Source organism: Nibrella viscosa (genome assembly GCF_039541875.1).
Lineage (GTDB): Bacteria > Bacteroidota > Bacteroidia > Cytophagales > Spirosomataceae > Nibrella > Nibrella viscosa.
This window is the reverse complement of sequence record NZ_BAABHB010000002.1, coordinates 50,325-70,646: the sequence shown is the minus strand read 5'-3', so window position 1 is coordinate 70,646 and position 20,322 is coordinate 50,325. Positions and strand designations below refer to the sequence as shown.

Below are 20,322 nucleotides of genomic sequence, written 5' to 3'. Positions count from 1 at the left end.
TTAGATTTATTCCAAATAAAAAATAATCTATTTAGAAAATTTCTAAACTACGGTCGGGTATATCAAATTCTGTTGTAATTTTGTCTAAACTGATAAAAAGCTGTGAGTACTGCTGCAACCTGGAAAGAACTATACCGTAACGACAAAGGCGCCGTTTACCAATGTGATGTTACCAGCCGGCTGATCCTGGAGTTCTGGGACACTCATACGGCGTTTTCGGCCCGTGACTTCCTGCAGTTCAAGCGCCTGGTTGAGACCGTCGACCTGCGCAGGATGGCGTTACAAACCGACGATGCCTACGACATAGAAATCCTTACGCCCCCCCGCACTGAGCGCTGTTATGTGCTGACGCTCTGCGAAATTGTGCAGTTGCGCGATCTGCTGAACGGTGCCCGGCTGATGCTGGAACTCAACAGCTTACTGCGCGAACGGGGCTGCTGCCTGGCCTAACCGACTGATTCTGTTTGGTTTTAGAACATTTCTAAATTTCATAAATACAGCCGGCCCGGTAACCCAGGCCGGCTTTTTGGTGTTATATTGGCATCGGTAATGATCTGAAAACCGAATTTGGTATGAGAGATTTAGTAAGACTTCGTACATCGCTCAAGGATGGTATTGAGCAGATTTTGAACGAACAGATAAAAATGGAGATGGAGTCGTCGTCGAAGTATCTGGCCATGGCCGGCTGGTGCGACCGCAACGGCTTCGATTATAGTGCGGGATTCTTTTACAAGCAATCCGACGAAGAACGGCAGCACGCCCTTAAAATTTTTCACTACATCAGCGATCAGGGCGGCACGGCTCTATCGCCCGAAGTAGTACCGGTTCAGCAGGATTTCGACTCACTGCGGTCGGTATTTGAAGGTGCTCTCGATCAGGAGATCGCCGTCACCGACTCGATCAACCGCGTGATAACCGCCTGCCGCCGGGAAAATGATTTCGCGACCGAGCAGTTTATGAACTGGTATGTGAAGGAGCAGATGGAAGAAGAGTACATTGCCCGGCGCTGCCTCGACCTGTTCGACCAGATTCCGGCCGACCAGTTGTTCTACCTCGACAAGCAGTTGTCTCGGGTTACGTACGACGGTAACGTGTTTGAGTAATTCTATTACAGCCTTAAAAAAAGGTCCTCCGCTTTTGTGTGGAGGACCTTTTTTGGTAGTAGCGCACCCACTATTCCGCGGAAGGCTTACAAAAGCAAAAGCCACTCAGTTGTGAGTGGCTTCTGTTAATTTTTTTGCTGCTAATTAGCGAGCAGTAGTGTCAACAGCCATAGTGGTGTCAGCCGCCATAGTGGTGTCAGTTGACATCATAGAAGTCGTGTCAGTTGTTGTCGTAGTCTCAGTAGACTCAGACTTGTTTGACTGGCAGGCAGTAGCCAGAGCTATCATTGACAGAACGAAGAAAGCTGATTTTACGATGCTTTTCATGATCGGGGGTGATTAAAAGTTACGCTTGAAATTTGTTTCACCCTTAATACAATGTTCGAAAAAAGGTAACCCAAAAAATTTAACTTTTTTTGACATTATTTTCTGGAGCGCCCACCGCTCCCGGCACTCTTTATCTTTTTGATCCTGCCCCAGATTACAATTCCCTATCAGTCAGCAGCTTAATATCCCAAAAAAGCAAAGACTGTCCATACAGGATTACAATTAGTTTTTTATGCACCTCCATAAATATAACAATTCCAATATATTATTTAAATGTGGTGAATTGGCGTGACAGTTGCGCAACCTGATTAAAACTGGTACTGACTATACTAAAAAAAAGCCACTCGTTGGGAGTGGCTTTTTGAGTTTTATTGTTTCCGTAATCAACGGGTTGTGCTCTGCGTTCCGGTGGTACCTGTGCCCATGGTACCTGTGCCACCCATTTCATCCGTTGCCATAGTGGTGTCCGTTGACATGGTAGCGTCGCCTGCACCTGTTGTTTCGGTGCCGGCTCCTTCATTGTTGTTTTTGGACTGACAACCAGTTGCCAGGGCGATCATCGATAAGACGAAGAAGGCCGATTTTGCCAAGTTTTTCATAAGTTTGAGAAGTAATTAAAATAAAATTTAAAGTCAAAATTTCTCCCTTTATAACTAAATAAAGGGAAAGGTAACCCGAAGATTTTTAATTTTTTTTGGGTTACCATAAGGCCTGATTACGTATTAATACATGCTAGTATCAAATGAAACATTCCGGGCGCCTGCAACTTTCTGACGACGAACTGCTTGTCGGCGTTGCAACTGGTTCGGATGAGGCCTTGACGCAGTTATACCGCCGGTACTTCCCGATGGTGCTTCATCTGGTAATTAGTAACAGCGGCAATGAAGACGACGCCAAAGACATTTACCAGGAAGCCCTTGTGGTGGTGTATGAGAAGGTAACCACCGGTACCCTGGATCTTAACTGTCAGTTGAAAACATATTTGTATTCGGTGAGTCGTAGGCTCTGGCTTAAGCAGTTGGCACTGCGCAGCCGCGATAACCGGGGCCTGGTTGATACGGAATCGGCCGTTTCGGTCGATGACGATATGGCGGAGCATGAGGTTCGCGACCGTCAGTTTGATTTGATGGCTGATTCGCTGGAACGGCTGGGCGAGCCCTGCCGGACCCTGCTGGAAGACTTTTACATTCGTCATCTGTCGATGCAGGACATTACGGAAAAGTTTGGGTATACCAATTCCGATAATGCCAAGACTCAGAAATATAAATGCCTGATGCGTTTGAAAAAACTATTCTTTTCGGTGTATAAGGAGGAACCGTAACATGGAAGCAGAAGAAGATAAGCAAGTTGAAGATGCGATCCGGTTGTATGGCAACCGGATTGCCTTCCGTAAAAAACTTAATACGATTCATACCGGTCTGGATATGGAGGTTATCCGGGAAGAGTCTGTCCCGAAAACGCCAATCCGACTGATCTGGCACACCTACCGCACAACACTGGCTGTAGCGGCCTCAGTGGCGGTATTTACTACGTTTGTTACGCTGATGCTGTATAAGTCGTACCAGACCAGCCATAAGCAGGAGGAGCAGTACAGTATGCTGCGCCGGGACCTACAGGCGATCAAGCGTTCGCAGAGTGCCATTCTGAACGATCTTGACGGCCGACGCCGGGTATTACAGCAGAATCCGGGGCAGGTAGCCGGCACCGGCTTTTTGCTGACGTCGGACGGGTATATGGTCACTAACAAGCACATCATTAACGGCGCAGACTCGGTGTATGTCCAAAGCCGGAAGGGAGAGGTCTATAAAGCCAAAATAGTCTACACTGATCCGCTTTACGACCTGGCGGTCCTGCAACTTCGTGACGATACGGCGTTTCGGGCTATGCCATCTCTACCATACAGTTTTGAGGGCCATCCGGCCGATTTGGGCGAGCGCGTATTTACCCTGGGCTATCCCCGGGAAGAGATCGTATATGGTGAGGGCTATCTGAGTTCTGGAACCGGCTACCGGGGCGATTCGACAGCGTATCAGGTGGCCATCAGCGTGAATCCGGGCAACAGTGGCGGTCCGCTGCTCGACGAAAAAGGCAATGTCATCGGCATTATTGCCGGTAAGCAGGTAAGTTCCGACGGGGCTTCGTTTGCCATTAAGTCCAACTACCTGTACAAAGTTCTGGAGGCTATTCCCGGCGATTCGTTAAAAGGTGCCCCGGTATACCTGAACCGAAAAAATACGCTGGTAAAACTCTCCCGCAAGCAGCAGATCAAGAAAATGCAGGACTATGTATACATGGTTAAAGTGTTTAAACATACGCCATAGACAGCTTTAGGTAAACAAAAAAGGCAGCCGCGTGGCTGCCTTTTTTGTTTACCTAAAGCACAAGTCTGCCTTATAGATTAACAGCCCTTTTCTTAACCTTTAGGCCAATTTCCGGTTACATCTTTAAGAAAACACAATTTCTTACCAAAAGAAAAACGTTATGGACAACAAACTGCAGGGCAAGAAAGTGGCCATTCTGCTGACGGATGGCTTTGAGCAGATTGAGATGACCGAGCCTCGCAAGGCGTTAGAAGAACAGGGTATCCAAACGCATCTGATTGCGCCGAAGGATGACGAAGTAAAAGGCTGGGACGAAACCGACTGGGGTGATGTATTCCCGGTTGATGTTCCGTTGAACCAGGCCAATCCGGAAGACTATGATGCGCTGCTGCTGCCCGGTGGGGTAATGAACCCCGACCATCTGCGAATGGAGAAAAAAGCGGTGGCGTTTGTCAGGCACTTTTTTGAAGCCCGCAAACCGGTAGCGGCCATATGTCATGCTCCTACGATGCTGATCGAGGCCGATGTGGTGCGCGGCCGCAAACTGACCTCCTATCCTTCTATTCAGACCGACCTCCGAAATGCTGGAGCCAACTGGGTAGATCAGGAAGTAGTAACGGATCAGGGGTTGGTCACCAGCCGAAAGCCGGATGACATTCCGGCTTTCAACCGCAAAATGATCGAAGAAATTAAGGAGGGCATTCACGAACGGCAACACGCCTGATCAGAAGCCCTGAATACACTCAACCCCGGCCCAACAGGTCGGGGTTATTTGCTGACAACTACCGTTATGAGACACTTAATGATAATCCTTTCGCTGGTCATCCTGGCTGCCTGCGCCCGCACCAAACCCGCAGCAACTGTGTCGGGCGGCCCGGTCATCTCCACCGATACCGGAGCACCACCCGTTAATAGAGTTGTGTACGAGGGTTTACTCCCCTGTCCGAAATGCAAGGGTATTCAGACGGAGCTAACGTTAAACATCAATCCGAACAATTCCCGGCAGTTGTACCAGTTAAAGCAGGTCTACCTGGGCACCAGTAAAGGCGACCGGACCTATACCAAACAGGGTACCTATATTACCCTGCGCGGCACCGCCACTGATAACGACGCCATGGTGGTGCAGCTGGACCCGAACAAACCCAGAGAAATAAAAAATTACCTCCGCATCAACGACGATACGCTGCGGCTGCTCGACCGGCAGAAGCGGCTGGTAAGCACCTCAGAACCTGCCTGGCTGGTCAGAAAGCAGCCAGAATCGGGTAATTAGCTAAGCCTGACCATTTTTCCTTTTTAGCTGGGTGCGTAAATCTCATTCTTATTTACTACCTTCATTAACCTAAATGGGAAATTTCACTTAAAACCTTGTACGTCATGGTTAAGCTTACGGTCCTTTACCCACAGAATACCAATAGCCATTTTGATATGCGTTATTACCTGGACAAGCACATTCCAATGGTTAAAGAGCGGCTCGCCCCGCTGGGATTGGTTCGGGTTGAGGTAGAAGAAGGCATGGCTGGTGTAACCCCCGATTCACCAACCACCTACAGCATGATCGGACGACTGAACTTTAACAGCCTCGAAGAACTACATATTGCCCTGGAAGTGTACGGGGAAGAATTTATCCGGGACATGTCGAATTTCACAGATGTTCAGCCCCAGATGCAAATCAGCCAGGAGCTTATATCAACACCCTGTTAAAAATAAACCTACCCCGGCCCGGCGGCCGGGGCTTTTCTTAGCCAATCTGCGGCCATACTGCGTAGATAGCGTAGCCCAGCATCACCAGGCAGAGGATTACTTTCATCACAATACCAGCCAGGAAGCCGACAAAGGAGCCAAAAGCGGCTTTCAGTGCGTAATTTATGTTGGCTCCTCCCAGTAGCTCCCCAACCAGAGCGCCCAGAAACGCGCCCACAAAGACGCCAATCACCGGAATAAATAGAAAGCCGACCACTACGCCGATCATAGCCCCCCAGGTTCCGGCTTTGGTACCGCCAAACCGTTTAGTGCCCCAGATCGGCACATAATAATCCAGCACGGCAACCACGGCTGTAATCACCCCTAAACCAACCAGCACAGGCAGACTAAAATCAGCGTACCGGGAGAAGTGCAGGCAAAGCAAGCCAGCGTAGCTCAACGGTGGCCCCGGCAAAGGCAGCACCGCGCCGGCCAGTCCAATCAATAAGCCCGCAAAACCAAGTATCAGCAGGAGAATATCCATTGAATGTCCCGGCCAGCATCCTTGCTGGCCATGTTAGATTTTCAACAATTTGGCTGATTTAAAAGGCCAGCAAGGATGCTGGCCGGAACCTCAGCCTCCAATTGTCGACATAGACTCCGTCACTGGGCTGCGATGCTGCTCGGCTTCAAAGCCGTTTTTTGGCCGGTGGGCAAAGGCTTTCAGAAAAGCGGCTTTCAACTCGTCGTCGGTAGCTCCGGAGCGCAGCAAGGCCCGAATGTCCAATACACCACTATCGTACAGGCAGGTTTTCAGGGTCCCCTGAGCCGTCAGACGGATGCGGTTGCAGGTGCCGCAGAACGTCCGGCTAAAGGCGGCAATGATGCCTATGGTGCCGGCATGACCCGGTACCTGATAGGTGTAGGATGTTGAGTTGGCCGGGTCGGGTAGTTTGGCAATGTCGGGATACAGTGTACGCAGTTCGTCCAGAATACGCCGGTGGGTCCAGTTTAGGACCGGGTAGTGGCTTCCCTCCCCGTTAAAGGGCATTTCTTCGATAAACCGCACCTCAATCGGGTGCTCGCGGGTGAGTTCGGCCAGCAGCGGGATGTCTGCGATGTTTTTGCCTTCCATGACCACGGCATTCAGCTTCACCGGCACATTATGCGCCAGTAGGGCGTCGAGCGTATGCTGCACGGCAGGCAGTTCGTCCCGGCGGGTAATCTGCCGGAAGCGTTCCCGATCCATCGTATCCAGGCTTAGATTGACGGAGCCCACACCCAGCCGCACCAGATCCGGCACCTGCGGGGCCGTCAGTACGCCGTTGGTGGTGATGTGCCAGTCGGTGATGCCGTCGGTATGGGCTAGTTTCTCCAGAAATCCCATCAGGCCGTTCCGCACAAAAGGCTCACCACCGGTTATCCGTATCTTCGAGACACCAAGTTGCGCCAGCACACGTACCAGCCGCTCCATTTCCTCGTACGTCAGCAGCTGCGCTTTGGGCAGGTACTTTATTCCCTCCTCCGGCATGCAGTAAAAGCACCGCAGGTTGCAGCGGTCCGTTACGGCCAGCCTCAGGTAGGTTATAGGGCGGTTATGGTTATCGAAAATCATGCGAAGGCAGTGTATGTCAATGACCTTTGACTCAGTCCTAACACAAAAATAGCATATTTGGTCGCATTCCCTATGCTTTATTGTAGGCTTTCAGCACTGGCTCACGCAGCATTTGACCCGGCCCGAAGGTAACAAAGGCAATCAGTTCGGCCAGTTCATCGGGGCTCACCCAATTATGCGGGTCTGCATCCGGCATAGCCTCCCGGTTGGCAGGGGTATCGAGCGTGCTGGGTACAATAACCGTCGAAATGATATTTTTGTCGTTACCGGCGGCATTAATAATCTCTGAAAGTTTAATAATCAGCGATTTTGACAGCGAGTACGCTACCATATGCTGAGCTACTTCGGGTACCAGCGCCGGCCGGGCACCAATCAGCACAATACGCCCGCCCTGCTCCTGTCGGCTCATCTGCTCAAACACCGGCCGGACCATGTGGTAAGCCGTCTGGAAGTTAAGCCGGTACATTTGGTCGATGGCCGCAAAATCAGTTTCTGCCAGTGAGCCCATCGCAAAGCCCCCAACCAGCAGCACAGCAGCATCAATGGTACCATACTCACTCGTCACTTGCTGCACCAGTTTCTGGCAGCCGACCTCGTCGGTGAGGTCGAGTTCATGGGTAACCAGGTTTTCCTGAGAGGGCAGCGACGTTCCGGGTTGCAGGGTAGCCACAATGTGATGACCGTGGCTGAGCAGATTTTTCGTGACCGAACGGCCGAGCCCCCCGGCCCCACCAGTGAGTAAAACAGTTGACATAGGCGTTATCAGAGCAGATAAGTATAGGATGCAAAGAAACAATTCTATCCGGAAAAAGCGACCGGGTTTATAACCCGTTCGGGAGCCGTATAGATATTAAAGCGTCCTTCCCGCACAAAGCCCAGCAGCGTCATGCCGGCTTCTTTGGCCAGATCAACGGCCAGACTCGACGGGGCACCCACAGCCGCCAGCAGCGGAATGCCGGCCCGCCAGGCTTTCTGCACCAGCTCGAAACCGATGCGGCCGCTCACCAGTACGCCATATTGCTGCAAGGGCAACCAGCCCTGCCAGAACGAAGCGCCAATAAGCTTGTCGAGTGCGTTGTGCCGGCCAATATCTTCCCGGACCAGGTGAATGGAGCCAGTAGCGTCAAATAAGGCCGCGGCATGAAGTCCACCGGTATAGGTAAAGGTACGCTGACGTTGCCGCAGGGTATCCGGCAGGCTGTTCACAATACCCGCATCGAGCCGAAACTCGTCCGTCAGTTTTGCCGAACAAACAGCCTGCACAGCCTCAATGGATGTTTTGCCGCAGATCCCACAGCTCGATGCCGTATAGCTGTTGCGCTCCAGCGCCTGCCAATCGACTATTACCTCGGGCTGCAACTCCACCCTGATCACATTGCCGGTCTTGTCGGCGTCAGACACGCAGTGCCGAACCGATACCACATCGCCGGCCTGCTGAATAATATTTTCGGTGTACAAAAAGCCCAGCGCCAGTTCAGGGTCATGGCCGGGCGTGCGCATGGTTACGGCGAGGCTGCGCTGCCGGCGGTCATCGCGAGATCCGTAACCCAGGCGAATTTCCAGGGGTTCTTCCACCGCCAGCAGATCGGGCTGCTCCGTTGCAGCGTCGGCGGAGACTTTAACAATTATGACGGGGGAAACAGATGACATAAAAACGCTTTTCTGCTAAACGTCCCGACTATCGGAATGGTTGCGCAGAAAAGCGTTTGAGTGACTCTCTTAAGCGTAATTAGTCTTGCCGCACTTTGCTGGCACCTGACACCTGCGAGCGAACTACGGGTGTACCCCGGTAGCGTACATCGCTGGCACCGCTGGCTTTCACCGTCAGGTTCTTATCAACTCGCACGTAAGCGTTGCTGGCCCCGGACAAATCCAGGTCGGCTTCGTCAACCGGGAAGTCGTAGGCTTCTACCTTGCTGGCACCTGACAATTCACCGCGAATTACTCCGCCGTTGCCTTTCAGGAACAGGTCAGAAGCCCCCGACAGGTCGATGTTCAGCCGGCCGGCAGTTACCTCAACGGTTGATTTAGAAGCGCCCGACAACTTAACATCCAGTTCGCGGACATTGGTAAAGCCCGTTACCGTCGATTTGGAGGCTCCGGAGAAATCGACGCCCCGCAGTTCCGGCATGGTAATGTCGATATTCATGCTGTAACGACGTGAGCGCAGCGGATTCCGGTACTTGGCGTAGAGTGTACCATTACGGGTGTAGATGTCCAGGTCTTCGATATCGCGCTGGTTGCCTTTGGCTTCAATGGCGAAGGTGCTGCCCCTGGTAACGGTGATACGGAAGGCGCTGCCCATGTCGAGCCGGTCGAAACCGGTAAGCCCGTAAGTCTGCCGGGTCTCTTCGTAGGGGCCAATAAAGGTGTTTTCGCAGGCGGTTAAACCAGCCAGTAAAAGAGCAAAAATGGTGTGGATAAATTGACGTTTCATGGGTGTGAATACTGTAAATGTTTGAACTTCAGACACCCAAATTTCCGACAAACCTGCCCCAGGAAAAAATTGCTTTTGCTGAATCGGTTGTTTCTCGGGATGAACCTGCCTTTTCGGCGGACAAACCTCGTCGGATTTCCGGGTTTTGAGGCTAAGACATCCATCCAACCCTTCACCCCTACACCAGTTGAAAATTTTTTATTCCATCATCCAGATGCGGTCGGTTTCGGCCCCCTGCTCGGTCCACTCGACCAGCACCCGCTGCGACTCCAGGGTATTGACTCGCTGGCCGATATATCCCGGTTTAATGGGTAATTCCCGGTTGTAGCGCCGGTCAATCAACACCAGCAATTCTATTTTGCTGGGTCGTCCAAAAGCCGTCATAGCATCCAGCGCGGCCCGCACCATCCGGCCGGTGGAGATGACATCGTCAATCAGGATTACCTTTTTCTTCTCCAGCAGGAAAGGGACATGGGTAGTATTGGGCCTCAGGGGCGTATCGCGACGCCGGAAATCATCGCGGTAGAAGGTTGCATCCAGATATCCCAGCGGAATATCCTTGCCGAGGGTGCGGCCCAGTTCGCGCACGATCCGCTCGGCCAGGTAAATGCCACGCGGCTGCAGGCCGAGCACGACGGAATCGTCAAACTGCTGGTGGTTTTCGATTAACTCCTGGCAAAGCCGGCTAATGACAATTTCCAGCAGCGGACTGCTCAGGATTAGGCGTTTCTGATTCATGCCTTAAATATACGGAGACCGGCGGCAGTGGGCCGTGAGCAGCGGCAGATTTTTAGCGGGTGTCCGGCAACAAAGAACGGCTCAGCAGGACAGTATTCGTGGGCGGTCAGGGCGACAATGGTACAGGCATCAGCGGTTTTGGACTGGGCTTTGATTTTTGGTAATGTATTCTATCGTCGCTTTACTTAGTCGCTCCAGTGTTTCGATGTTCAGGTCGGATAATTTTTGGACATAAATACAGGCTTTACCCATTTTATACTTCCCCAATTCACTAAGCAGATTTTTATTGTCGTGGCCAAGTACTGATACATATAACGAAAACGCTGCTTTTCGCGGTGAAAACCCGATAAGTGGGGCGTCCCCTTCGTGTCCACTTGTATATTTATAATGATAACTGCCAAACCCAATAATTGCCGGTCCCCACATTCTGGGTTCAAAGCCTGACCATTGTGACATTAATTCTATCAGTTGATAACTGTCAGCCCTTTTTTGTTCATTGTCAACAAATGAGTTTACGAACGGGTGCATTTCAGAAATACCAACAAAAGGTACTCATTTTATCATTTAAGCCATACAAGACTCTACTTTCAACATAAATAGACACTATTCAGTCTCAAAAAACACTATGAACCCAGCGATTTTAAACGGATTGGGTTATAAATGAATGCATGCAAGAGTGTTGTTGGTAGTTTTGAAATGCACCCTTTACGAACTCCCTTATGTCAACCTCAGTTTCTAGTGTCTTATTTTTTGTTGCCATACTGATAAAAGGAGCTATCCAAAATTAATCAGCGCAATAATAAAAAAAGCCGGTGGCTTCCCAAAGGTTGCCACCGGCTGGTCTTTCGGGCGAGCTTAGCTGTTGGGTGTTACTACTCGGTCGGCTTTTTTAGTTCTGCGTTTAGCTTTCGCTTTCAGATCTTTAGCGTCGCTTTTTATTTCCTTTTTAATAGCCTTTTCGCGCTTCTTTTCCGCTTTTGCTATCTTCGTTTCAGGACTGGTAATACCCACAATCCCCTTATCTTCCTTAGCGTTCTTCAACTTTTTCTGAGCTTTGGCCACTTTCTTCTCGGCCTTCATCTCCTTTTTGGCTTCTTTAGCCTCCTGCACGGCCTGGGCAAACGCACCTCCTGACCACAATAGAGCGGCACTTACAGCGGCCGCGATCATTACCTTTTTCATTTTCATAACGTTTTAGTCTGCCTCTTCGGCAGGTTTTGTTTGAAGACAATAACATAGTAGCTCATAGGATTGTTTGCCGAAAGATGTTATGAGCGTTCAGAAGCTCAATTCTTTTCCCTGAAAAAGGCTAAAATTTTCCTGGGCACCGAGTTACGGCGTTGGGCTTCTCCTCTGTGTCTGTCATAATCCAGGTCATAGGCTTTCTCATTAGAAAGAATAAAGGCTCCATCGCCAAACGACAGCCGTTGTAAGCGCTTTACAGGGTTGAGGTGCCCTCTGCTGATCAAACGTGAAAGCCGTCGGGAGTAGGGAAAAGAACCAGTAACGCGAGCGGTAAACAATCAGTGCGAACAGGAGAAGGAGCAGAGGGAGCGTTCGTGAGAACGCAAAATGGACCGGGTCAAAGCTATAAGCGAGATAGAGACCGTGGGCAGTCAACAGATTCCGGTAGGGTTTACAAATAACTGCTCAATTCGGTATTCAGGCGTTTCAGCGCCCGGCTGGAAAGGTTGGCAACGGTTTGATACCGGATGTTCATCGTCTGCTCGATAAACGGAAGCGGTTGTTCTTCATAGAACTTCATCCGGATCACCTCCCGCTGCCGGCTGGGCAGATTATTTACCGCTTCCGCTAATTTATGGTGCAGCGCTCCGCACCGTTCCGCATCAATGAGCCGGTCTTCGGCTGATACGTCTACGGGAGCGTCCAGGTGCAGTAGTCCCTGGCAGGTTTCTTCATTCCGTTTCGCTTGCCGGAAGTAGCCCTGTAGCTTGTGCCGGAGCGAACCCATCAGGTAAAATTTGACGGAGGTCACCGGCTTCAGACCGGAGCGGTACTGGTGCAGGTTGATAAACAAATCCTGAATAGCGTCTTTTATGAGTTCCTCGTCGGCCTCCAGTGTCTTCCCGTACCGGTACAAATCCTTATAATAACGCTGGTATAACTGGCCAAAAGCCGCTTCATTACCGTCCAGAAAATCCATCCAAAGCTGGTATTCAACTGCCGTCATAAAGATTCTGCTGCTTGCTGGGGGGTGGGTACAGTAATGCAAAGCAACAGCCGGTCAGGCTCTATATCTGTTAGCAAATTGGCATATTTTTGATATATTTTGGCATAATTAGCGTACATAGGTCAATAACCCTGACAATTAGATGGTATGAAGCCGCAATTACTAAAAGTGCCGATTGGGTTTGAGTACTCGTTTAGCGTCCGCCAGGACAAGGTACCCTATTTCTACAACCGGTGGCACTATCACCCTGAAATAGAACTACTTCACATAGAATCCGGCACCGGAACGCAGCTTATCGGCGACAGTATTCAGAACTTTCAGGATGGCGATGTCCTGCTGGTTGGCCCCAATCTACCCCATTACTGGCGGAGTGAAGACCGGTATTTTGCCGGCGAGAGTGATTTGTGGTCAATTGCCACGGTAGTCCACTTTCAGGAAAACTTCTGGGGCGAACGGTTTCTGCAATTACCGGAAAACAGGCCCATCAAAGCGCTGCTCGACAAAGCGAGGGCCGGTATCCGGGTTACTGGTGCTACGCAGCAGCGGGTACAGGATCTGCTGACTAAACTGCGGATCGCCCCCAGTCCTGAGCGTATTTTGCTGCTTCTCACTACCCTGCAGACCATTGCGATCTCCAATGATACAACGGTACTCTCCAGCAGCAGCCAGTTTGCACGCATCTCCGAAGCCGAAGCCGACCAGATTAACCGCATCTATGCTTACTCTATTGCCAATTTTCAGCAGAAAATTTCGTTGGAAGAGATTGCCGAAGTAGCCAGCGTAAGCCCGAACTCCTTCTGCCGCTACTTTAAATCCCGTACCCGTAAAACGTATTCCCAGTTTCTGCTCGAACTCCGGATCGGTCATGCCTGCCGGTTACTGCTGGAAGGTAAACTCAGTATTGCTCAGGTTTGCTACGAGAGCGGTTTCAATAACTTCTCGAACTTCAACAAATATTTCAAAGCGCATACCGGGCTAAGTCCGTTAAAATATCAGCAGCAGCATATAGCCTGAGGCTGCCGCTGTTTTGAAGCAGCCTATAGCGATTGCCCGCATAAATTCTCAACTTTGCGGCCTGATTGCAGAACAATTCATAGGTTACACGGAATGAGTTCAAAGTTTCTGGTTGTCGGCCTCGGCAACATTGGTCCCGAATACGCCCTCACCCGCCATAATGCCGGCTTTATGGTTCTTGACCGGCTAGCCGCTCAAAACGATTTTCGGTTTTCGATGCAACGGCTCGCCTACACTGCCGAGTGGCGGCACAAAGGCAGGCAGATTGTGCTGATAAAGCCAACTACCTACATGAACCTCAGCGGCCGGGCAGTTTCGTATTATATGAAGCAGGAGAACATTCCGGTTGATAACCTTCTGGTGATCACTGACGATAAGGATTTACCATTCGGTAAACTCAGGCTACGGTCCAAAGGCTCACCAGGTGGCCATAATGGGTTACGGAATATTGATGAGGTGCTGAACTCACAGGAATACGCCCGATTACGCTTCGGCATCGGCAGTCAATTCAGCAAAGGACGGCAGGTAGATTTCGTGCTGGGGCAGTTTCCTGACGAAGAAGTTGAGCAGTTACCGGAGGTTCTGGACCGGGCGGGTGATGCAGTTATTAGTTTTTGCACTATCGGCATACAACAAACAATGAATATTTTTAACCAATAATAGGATATTTTAAAGAACTTTCAAGTAGAGCAATAATATTTTTTATACAAATCAACACCTGTTCGTACAAAATAAAATTATGCATATTGACCGAAATCAGCAAAATATATAGACCTATACCGTTCAATCAGAAGAATATAAAAAATAAAATTTCAAAGCAGCCCTATAAAGAGAGAAACAAAAATAAACTTATTACCAGCGTGGTACGTTCTATCATTGTAAACAAAATAGAACAAAACTATGAAAACGCGTGTTATCTTTGCATCACTGGTTCTTGGATTAGGATTGGTGACCAGTAAGGCAAACGCGGCTACCACCACACTTGATGATAGCCCGGCAGCCAACAAGCCGGCAAGCGCATTGCTGATCAACGGTTCAGAAAAGCAATTAGCTACCTACGTTGAGCAGCGAATCGGCCGGTCGGTCCGGAAAAGCGACTGGCAAAACTTTTACAGTGTTGTCATGTTATATAATCAAAACCCGGCAGCGCTACTTAACCTGACGACAGAAGCTCGTGACCAATTCAATGCAGCTGCGTCTCAATTAAGCAAGCAACTGGCAAAGCAAAAAGGTACAGAGGCCGGTCGCTGGCAAAATCAGGCAGATTACACAACCCGGATCATAAATTTCCTGTGGAGTGTTGAAGCCGGCCAGCAAGAACAAATAGAGCTTTAAGAGAAGGTAAAATTCTTAAAAAAAGCTAAGTTCTCAGGAACAGAAAAGGGTTAAAGTTAGTTTTTCATGTAGAAAAGGTTAAGGGTTTAGGAATAGTCAGTATAAAGCCTCTCGCAACGATCGGGAGGCTTTATCTTTTTTATAGGTAGCTACACCAATTCCTAGATTAGTATAAAAAAGCCGTATCACAAAATAAACTGCGATACGGCTTTCTTTTTGCTCCCAGGTTTTACGCCTGCTCTTCTTCCAGGACCGTAATATCCAGAATTTTGTCACCCTGCCGGATCTGGTCAATTACGTCGATTCCTTCTACCACTTTCCCAAAGCAAGTATGATTCCGGTCGAGGTGCTTGGTGTTCTCCCGGCTCAGGCAGATGAAAAACTGCGAACCGCCGGTGTTTCGGCCCCGATGCGCCATCGACAATACGCCCCGGTCGTGGTACTGATTGTCTCCGTCCAGTTCGCACGGAATGGTATAGCCTGGTCCGCCGGCACCCGTTCCGGTCGGGTCACCACCCTGCACCACAAAATTGGGTATTACCCGGTGGAATGTCACACCATTGTAATAGCCTGATTTGGCAAGGTTCAGAAAATTGTCGACGGTTTTGGGCGCGTCCTGATCGTAAAACTCAATGGTCATTGTACCTTTCTCGGTACGCATTTGTGCTTTCATAGGAAAAATTAAAGAGTGAACGAGCGAATGAGTGAAAGAGTGGCCGGCAAAAGAACGTTTCTTCGGGCTACGCGCCCCACGCTTTCACTTTTTAGAAATTAGCTCACCGTCCCGCCGTTCCAGACCTGCTTATCAGGCATGATGAGGGAGAGACTGCCGTCGCGGTCTTCGGCCATCAGAATCATGCCCTGAGATTCCAGGCCCATCATCTTGCGGGGGGCGAGGTTGGCCAGGAAGGTTACCTGCTTACCAATAATAGCTTCCGGCGCAAAATGTTTGGCGATACCGCTCAGAATCTGCCGCTGTCCGTGGCCGTCATCAACTTTCAGCTTCAGCAGTTTGTCGCTTTTTGGTACCCGCTCCGCTTCTATAATGGTGCCGATGCGGATGTCCATTTTGGCAAAATCATCGTAGTTAATTTCAGATTTGAGGGCCGGTACGGTTTTGGTGGCCAGTTCGTTCATACGTTTGGCGTCGTGTAGTTTTTGAATTTGCTGGTTGATAACGTCGTCTTCCAGTTTGGCGAACAGCAGTTCGCCCTTGCCCAGTTCATGTCCATCCGGCAGCAGGTCGGCCCGGCCGGCATTAATCCAGGTCATTTTCTCCATGTTCAGTTGCTGCCGCAGCTTCTCGGCCGTAAACGGCAGGAAGGGCTCACAAACAATGGCCAGGTTGGCCGTAATCTGTAGGGCAATGTTCATGATGGTATTTACGCGCAGCGGGTCGGTCTTAACCACCTGCCAGGGTTGCGTATCCGCCAGGTACTTGTTGCCCAGCCGCGCCAAATCCATTAGTTGCGACAGAGCCTCACGGAAGCGGTACTGCTCAATGGCCTGCCCGATGCGGTCGGGAAACAGGGCCAGTTCGTCCAGTGCCTGCTGGTCGTATTCATTGGGTTCGCACAAAGCAGGTACTTTACCGTCGCAGAACTTCTGGGTCAGCACCACCGCCCGGTTAACAAAGTTGCCGAAAACGGCGACCAGTTCGTTGTTGTTACGGGCCTGAAAATCTTTCCAGGTAAATTCGCTGTCTTTGGTTTCGGGCGCATTGGCGGCCAGTACATACCGGAGTACATCCTGCTTACCGGGCAACTCCTCCAGGTACTCGTGCAGCCAGACGGCCCAGTTGCGGGAGGTCGAAATCTTGTCGCCTTCGAGGTTCATGAACTCGTTGGCGGGCACGTTTTCGGCCAGGATATAGCTGCCCTCCGCCATCAGCATGGCCGGGAAGATGATACAGTGGAAGACAATATTATCCTTCCCAATAAAATGCACCAGTTTGGTGTGCTGGTCGCGCCAGTACAGTTCCCAGTCGCGACCCTGCTCAGCGGCCCATTCTTTGGTCATGGAAATGTAGCCGATGGGGGCATCAAACCAGACGTATAGCACTTTGCCTTCGGTATCCGGCAGCGGCACTTTTACCCCCCATTCCAGGTCGCGGGTCATGGCGCGGGGGCGCAGGCCTTCTTTCAGCCATGACTGGCACTGACCAAAAACGTTGGTTTTCCATTCGGGATGGCTGTTGACGTAGGCCTCAATCTCCGGCTGCATCCGGTCGAGGGGCAGGTACCAGTTTTTGGTTGGCCGTAGCACCGGCTGCGAACCTGACAGGGTGGAGCGGGGATTTTTCAGTTCGGTGGGGCTGAGAGCCGAGCCGCAACGCTCACACTGATCCCCGTAGGCGTTTTCGTTGCCGCAAACCGGGCAGGTACCGATAATGTAGCGGTCGGCCAGAAACTGCTGGGCCACTTCATCAAAATACTGCTCCGATACCTCCTCCACGAAATTGCCGTCGTTGTAAAGTTTCAGAAAAAACTCCTGTGACGTTTCGTGGTGAACCGGGCTCGTGGTTCGGGAATAGGTATCGAAGGATATCCCGAAATCCTCGAACGCCTGTTTAATCTGGACGTAGTATTTATCGACGATCTGCTGCGGGGTTACGCCATCTTTTTTGGCTTTGATGGTAATGGGCACACCGTGCTCGTCGGTACCGCTGATAAAGGCCACATCTCTGCCGGTACTGCGGAGGTAGCGCACGTAGATGTCAGCCGGCAGGTAGCACCCGGCCAGGTGACCGATATGGATAGGGCCGTTGGCGTAGATGAGGGCCGCCGTGACCGTATAACGCTGTGGATTTTCTAAGGACATGCCGTCAGTGAATTTTGCGCAAAATTAGCAATTCAAGCCTGAACGTTGTTATGTTTACGCAAACAGGCTGTACGGGTCGCACACCCGTTGGTTCTTACATAACATGGAAAGCACCAATAATTTCCTTCAGTGGGTTGATATAAAAAACTTCAAGTCCATTAAAGACCTCCGCTTCGACTGCAAGCGGGTCAATGTCTTCATCGGCAAGCCGAACGTGGGGAAGTCGAATATTTTGGAGGGGCTGGGGTTGTTGGGTCCTGAGTATGCCGGTGATAGCTTTCTAAAGAATACAATCAGGTATTCAAAGACCTCAGAATTGTTCTACGACAATAATACGTCACCTAATATTGAGGTCACCACAGATAAAGGAAAGTGTCTGATTAGATCGCGAGCCCATTTACTAGAGCAGATGTATGAGGCATTTACAGGATCTAGTCTGTTCGTTGAACAAATGCTAAAATTATATCCCCCAGAAGTAGTTATAACTTATGATGATGCAGATGAACTATTAGCCTTTTACCTACAGAAGATCAAAGAAGATAATTCAGGTTTTGATGTGGTTAGTCCCTCTTATCATACATTTATGGCAGAGGGACGTATTACCGATCGAGTACTTGACGCACGCAAAATAAGCTATACGGTTAAAAAATTTGATTATCGCGGGCTCACTATATTTCCTAATCAACACTCCGTCTCGCTTATTCCACCTGACGGGTCTAATCTATTCGCAGTTCTTAGAAGGCACAAAGAGCTTCTCAAAGAGTTTTCTCTTCTTTTTGAAGGTAATCAGCAGGAGTTGGTTCTTGATCTCGAGAATAGTCTTTTTGAACTACAAAGACGGGAAAGCTTCTACGCTATAAAGTACCCATATGCCAATATTTCAGATACATTCAAACGATTCATCTTCTATTTGGCAGCAATAGATACAAATACAAATGCTATTCTTCTGTTTGAAGAGCCGGAAGTTCACTCTTTCCCTCCTTATGTACAGACACTTGCGTTCCGGATGATCGAGAACGATACTAATCAATACTTCATCGCCACCCACAGTCCTTATCTGCTGCAAACTCTAATCGAACATCTTAATGATGACCAACTCAATGTATTTATCACCTACTATCAGGATTATCAGACAAAGGTGCGGCTGTTAACGACGGAAGAACTCAGCGAAGTCCAGCGCTTCAGCATTGACTTGTTCTACAACTTGCGCCGATTTGAACCACCCGTAAATGCCTGACCTTCCATTCCGCGTGATTGCTGAATGTTACGCAGACACAATCATGATGAGCTTTCTGCTTAATTCCTTATCCGTCGAACACGCTTTCGGCATACCGGAAGTTGCCAAGCTATTATCCAACGCACCATCAGGCGAGGTGATAATCGGTGTGGTCGATAACGATAAAGAAAAGCGAGTACCTATTTACCTGACTCAGTTTACCATTCAGTCTTCAACTAACCGTGTCCTTGTCAAGCAAAAGCCGGGCAGTAATCAATACCTCATTGTCATTGACAAAGCGCTTGAGAGTTTTCTGCTCTGGAATGCGGAGCAGGTAAACCTAGACGTTACCTCGTTCGGCTTTCCCGACTCGCCCAAACTGCTGGGCAGGCGTTTAAAATACGCCCTCATCGACCATGACCGAGCATATATTGACTTACTGGCAGCCTTACGCAACCGTCAAGCCCCCGGCTTAATCACTCTTGAACGTATTCTGAATGACTTCATCACTACCTAAACCGGTTCTCATCACCGGCGCCACCGGCTTTATCGGCAGCCACATCGCCCGGCGATACCTGGCGGCTGGTCAGGCGGTCGAAGCGCTGTACCGGCCGGGCAGTGGTCACGGCTTGCTGACCGATGTGGCCGACCGCATCACCTGGCATGAGGGGGATATAACAGATGTTCCTTCCCTACAGGCCGCTATCGGGCCGGATATGGATGTGATTCACGCGGCTGCCATTGTGTCGTTTGTGCCGAAGGACCGGCCGGGCATGGAAAAAATAAATGTAGAGGGCACCGCCAACGTGGTCAATGTATGCCTGCAGGCCGGTATTCATAAATTAGGCTACATTAGTTCGGTGGCCGCGCTGGGCAGGCCTAATACGAAGGGAATTATACCAGGGCAATCCATTGTTATTAATGAGAAACAGAAATGGGAGGATTCGCCGAACAACTCGTTTTATGCCCAGACCAAATACCGCGCCGAACTGGAAGTCTGGCGGGGTGTGGCCGAGGGGCTGAACACGGTGATGGTGAATCCTTCTGTTGTATTGGGCGAAGGCGACTGGACCCGCAGCAGCGTGCAACTCTTTAAATACGTATACGACGAGAAGCCTTTTTACACGGATGGCACGGTTAATTTCGTTGATGTTAAAGACGTAGCTGAGGCCGTTTACAAATTGATGCAAACGGAAATCGTGAACGAACGGTTTATCCTGAACGCCGACACGCTGCCGTATAAAGAATTACTGGAACGGATGGCCAGGGCCATGGGCAAACGCCCGCCAGGGGTGCGGGTGTCGCCGGCGGTGGCCAATATACTTTGGAGAATAGAGGCTGTACGGTCGTGGCTCACGGGCAAAGCTCCGCTTATTACAAAGGAGACTGCCCGTTCGGCCAGCCAGTCGTACCGCTTCGACAACCGGAAGCTCATGCAAATGCTTGACTTTCATTACCGACCACTCGACGAGACGCTCCGGCGGGTGGCGACTGCCTTAAAAGGGTCGTAAAAAAACGGGTTGGG

Annotated in this window: 25 protein-coding genes; 13 read left to right on the top strand and 12 right to left on the bottom strand. The window is 50.2% G+C overall.

The features are described 5' to 3' along the window. Positions 1–102: 102 nt before the first annotated feature. Together ABD931_RS05015 and ABD931_RS05010 are read left to right on the top strand one after the other, a co-directional pair. Complete coding sequence (locus ABD931_RS05015) at positions 103–450, top strand: hypothetical protein (RefSeq protein WP_345264578.1); 348 nt, start codon at positions 103–105, stop codon at positions 448–450. A gap of 122 nt (positions 451–572) precedes the next feature. Next, positions 573–1,103, top strand: coding sequence for a ferritin (locus tag ABD931_RS05010; protein ID WP_345264576.1), 531 nt, complete (start codon positions 573–575; stop codon positions 1,101–1,103). Positions 1,104–1,813: 710 nt separating this feature from the next. Here the strand turns inward: ABD931_RS05010 and ABD931_RS05005 are convergent. Then, positions 1,814–2,029: a hypothetical protein gene (locus ABD931_RS05005; protein WP_345264574.1), complete on the bottom strand. Its 216-nt coding sequence runs from the start codon at positions 2,027–2,029 to the stop codon at positions 1,814–1,816. Between the two features lie 143 nt (positions 2,030–2,172). Between ABD931_RS05005 and ABD931_RS05000 the strand changes: the two genes are divergently transcribed. The 5 genes from ABD931_RS05000 (at position 2,173) to ABD931_RS04980 (ending at position 5,452) form a co-directional block, all read left to right on the top strand. Further along, positions 2,173–2,751, top strand: coding sequence for an RNA polymerase sigma factor (locus tag ABD931_RS05000; RefSeq protein WP_345264572.1), 579 nt, complete (start codon positions 2,173–2,175; stop codon positions 2,749–2,751). A 1-nt stretch (position 2,752) separates the two neighbouring features. Beyond that, positions 2,753–3,751, top strand: coding sequence for a S1C family serine protease (locus tag ABD931_RS04995; RefSeq protein ID WP_345264570.1), 999 nt, complete (start codon positions 2,753–2,755; stop codon positions 3,749–3,751). Positions 3,752–3,911: 160 nt separating this feature from the next. Further along, positions 3,912–4,475: a type 1 glutamine amidotransferase domain-containing protein gene (locus tag ABD931_RS04990; RefSeq protein ID WP_345264568.1), complete on the top strand. Its 564-nt coding sequence runs from the start codon at positions 3,912–3,914 to the stop codon at positions 4,473–4,475. 66 nt (positions 4,476–4,541) lie between these two features. Further along, positions 4,542–5,021, top strand: coding sequence for a copper resistance protein NlpE N-terminal domain-containing protein (locus tag ABD931_RS04985; RefSeq protein ID WP_345264566.1), 480 nt, complete (start codon positions 4,542–4,544; stop codon positions 5,019–5,021). A gap of 104 nt (positions 5,022–5,125) precedes the next feature. Next, positions 5,126–5,452 carry an EthD family reductase gene (locus ABD931_RS04980; protein WP_345264564.1) on the top strand — a complete coding sequence of 109 codons (327 nt, stop codon included), beginning with the start codon at positions 5,126–5,128 and terminating at the stop codon, positions 5,450–5,452. Between the two features lie 37 nt (positions 5,453–5,489). On the opposite strand, the gene ABD931_RS04975 is transcribed toward ABD931_RS04980, so the two are convergent. From ABD931_RS04975 to ABD931_RS04935, 9 genes are all read right to left on the bottom strand, one after another. Continuing rightward, positions 5,490–5,975, bottom strand: coding sequence for a DUF456 domain-containing protein (locus ABD931_RS04975; RefSeq protein ID WP_345264562.1), 486 nt, complete (start codon positions 5,973–5,975; stop codon positions 5,490–5,492). 90 nt (positions 5,976–6,065) lie between these two features. Continuing rightward, positions 6,066–7,046: a GTP 3',8-cyclase MoaA gene (moaA, locus tag ABD931_RS04970; protein ID WP_345264560.1), complete on the bottom strand. Its 981-nt coding sequence runs from the start codon at positions 7,044–7,046 to the stop codon at positions 6,066–6,068. A gap of 70 nt (positions 7,047–7,116) precedes the next feature. Then, the gene (locus ABD931_RS04965) at positions 7,117–7,800 is read right to left on the bottom strand and encodes an SDR family NAD(P)-dependent oxidoreductase (protein ID WP_345264558.1); all 684 of its coding nucleotides are present in this window, start codon (positions 7,798–7,800) and stop codon (positions 7,117–7,119) included. A gap of 44 nt (positions 7,801–7,844) precedes the next feature. Then, a complete protein-coding gene (fdhD, locus tag ABD931_RS04960; RefSeq protein ID WP_345264556.1) occupies positions 7,845–8,696 on the bottom strand; it encodes a formate dehydrogenase accessory sulfurtransferase FdhD in 852 nt (283 codons plus the stop codon). 79 nt (positions 8,697–8,775) lie between these two features. Next, on the bottom strand, positions 8,776–9,483 hold the full coding sequence (locus ABD931_RS04955; protein WP_345264554.1) for a head GIN domain-containing protein: 708 nt from the start codon (positions 9,481–9,483) through the stop codon (positions 8,776–8,778). A gap of 198 nt (positions 9,484–9,681) precedes the next feature. Next, positions 9,682–10,221 carry a bifunctional pyr operon transcriptional regulator/uracil phosphoribosyltransferase PyrR gene (gene pyrR, locus ABD931_RS04950; RefSeq protein ID WP_345264552.1) on the bottom strand — a complete coding sequence of 180 codons (540 nt, stop codon included), beginning with the start codon at positions 10,219–10,221 and terminating at the stop codon, positions 9,682–9,684. A 129-nt stretch (positions 10,222–10,350) separates the two neighbouring features. Beyond that, positions 10,351–10,749: a DUF1801 domain-containing protein gene (locus ABD931_RS04945; RefSeq protein WP_345264550.1), complete on the bottom strand. Its 399-nt coding sequence runs from the start codon at positions 10,747–10,749 to the stop codon at positions 10,351–10,353. A gap of 327 nt (positions 10,750–11,076) precedes the next feature. Further along, positions 11,077–11,409, bottom strand: coding sequence for a hypothetical protein (locus ABD931_RS04940; protein ID WP_345264548.1), 333 nt, complete (start codon positions 11,407–11,409; stop codon positions 11,077–11,079). Between the two features lie 448 nt (positions 11,410–11,857). Further along, the gene (locus tag ABD931_RS04935; RefSeq protein WP_345264546.1) at positions 11,858–12,412 is read right to left on the bottom strand and encodes an RNA polymerase sigma factor; all 555 of its coding nucleotides are present in this window, start codon (positions 12,410–12,412) and stop codon (positions 11,858–11,860) included. A gap of 147 nt (positions 12,413–12,559) precedes the next feature. On the opposite strand from ABD931_RS04935, the gene ABD931_RS04930 reads away from it, so the two are divergent. The 3 genes from ABD931_RS04930 (at position 12,560) to ABD931_RS04920 (ending at position 14,761) form a co-directional block, all read left to right on the top strand. Beyond that, the gene (locus ABD931_RS04930; RefSeq protein WP_345264544.1) at positions 12,560–13,426 is read left to right on the top strand and encodes an AraC family transcriptional regulator; all 867 of its coding nucleotides are present in this window, start codon (positions 12,560–12,562) and stop codon (positions 13,424–13,426) included. A 93-nt stretch (positions 13,427–13,519) separates the two neighbouring features. After that, positions 13,520–14,086 carry an aminoacyl-tRNA hydrolase gene (pth, locus tag ABD931_RS04925; protein ID WP_345264543.1) on the top strand — a complete coding sequence of 189 codons (567 nt, stop codon included), beginning with the start codon at positions 13,520–13,522 and terminating at the stop codon, positions 14,084–14,086. A 240-nt stretch (positions 14,087–14,326) separates the two neighbouring features. Further along, positions 14,327–14,761, top strand: coding sequence for a hypothetical protein (locus ABD931_RS04920; RefSeq protein ID WP_345264541.1), 435 nt, complete (start codon positions 14,327–14,329; stop codon positions 14,759–14,761). Between the two features lie 229 nt (positions 14,762–14,990). Here the strand turns inward: ABD931_RS04920 and ABD931_RS04915 are convergent, their stop codons facing one another. Continuing rightward, positions 14,991–15,434, bottom strand: a complete 444-nt coding sequence (locus ABD931_RS04915; protein ID WP_345264540.1) for a peptidylprolyl isomerase — start codon at positions 15,432–15,434, stop codon at positions 14,991–14,993. A 98-nt stretch (positions 15,435–15,532) separates the two neighbouring features. Next, the gene (metG, locus tag ABD931_RS04910; protein WP_345264538.1) at positions 15,533–17,581 is read right to left on the bottom strand and encodes a methionine--tRNA ligase; all 2,049 of its coding nucleotides are present in this window, start codon (positions 17,579–17,581) and stop codon (positions 15,533–15,535) included. 103 nt (positions 17,582–17,684) lie between these two features. On the opposite strand from metG, the gene ABD931_RS04905 reads away from it, so the two are divergent. Genes ABD931_RS04905 through ABD931_RS04895 form a run of 3 tightly spaced genes read left to right on the top strand, consistent with a single transcriptional unit; the run spans position 17,685 to position 20,308 of the window. Continuing rightward, a complete protein-coding gene (locus ABD931_RS04905; protein ID WP_345264536.1) occupies positions 17,685–18,818 on the top strand; it encodes an AAA family ATPase in 1,134 nt (377 codons plus the stop codon). 43 nt (positions 18,819–18,861) lie between these two features. Further along, entirely contained in the window at positions 18,862–19,314 is a 453-nt protein-coding gene (locus ABD931_RS04900; protein WP_345264534.1) for a hypothetical protein, read from the top strand. Then, positions 19,295–20,308 (top strand): NAD-dependent epimerase/dehydratase family protein, encoded by a 1,014-nt coding sequence (locus ABD931_RS04895; RefSeq protein ID WP_345264532.1) that lies wholly within the window; start codon positions 19,295–19,297, stop codon positions 20,306–20,308. Before ABD931_RS04900 ends, ABD931_RS04895 begins: the two co-directional genes overlap by 20 nt. Positions 20,309–20,322 lie beyond the last annotated feature (14 nt).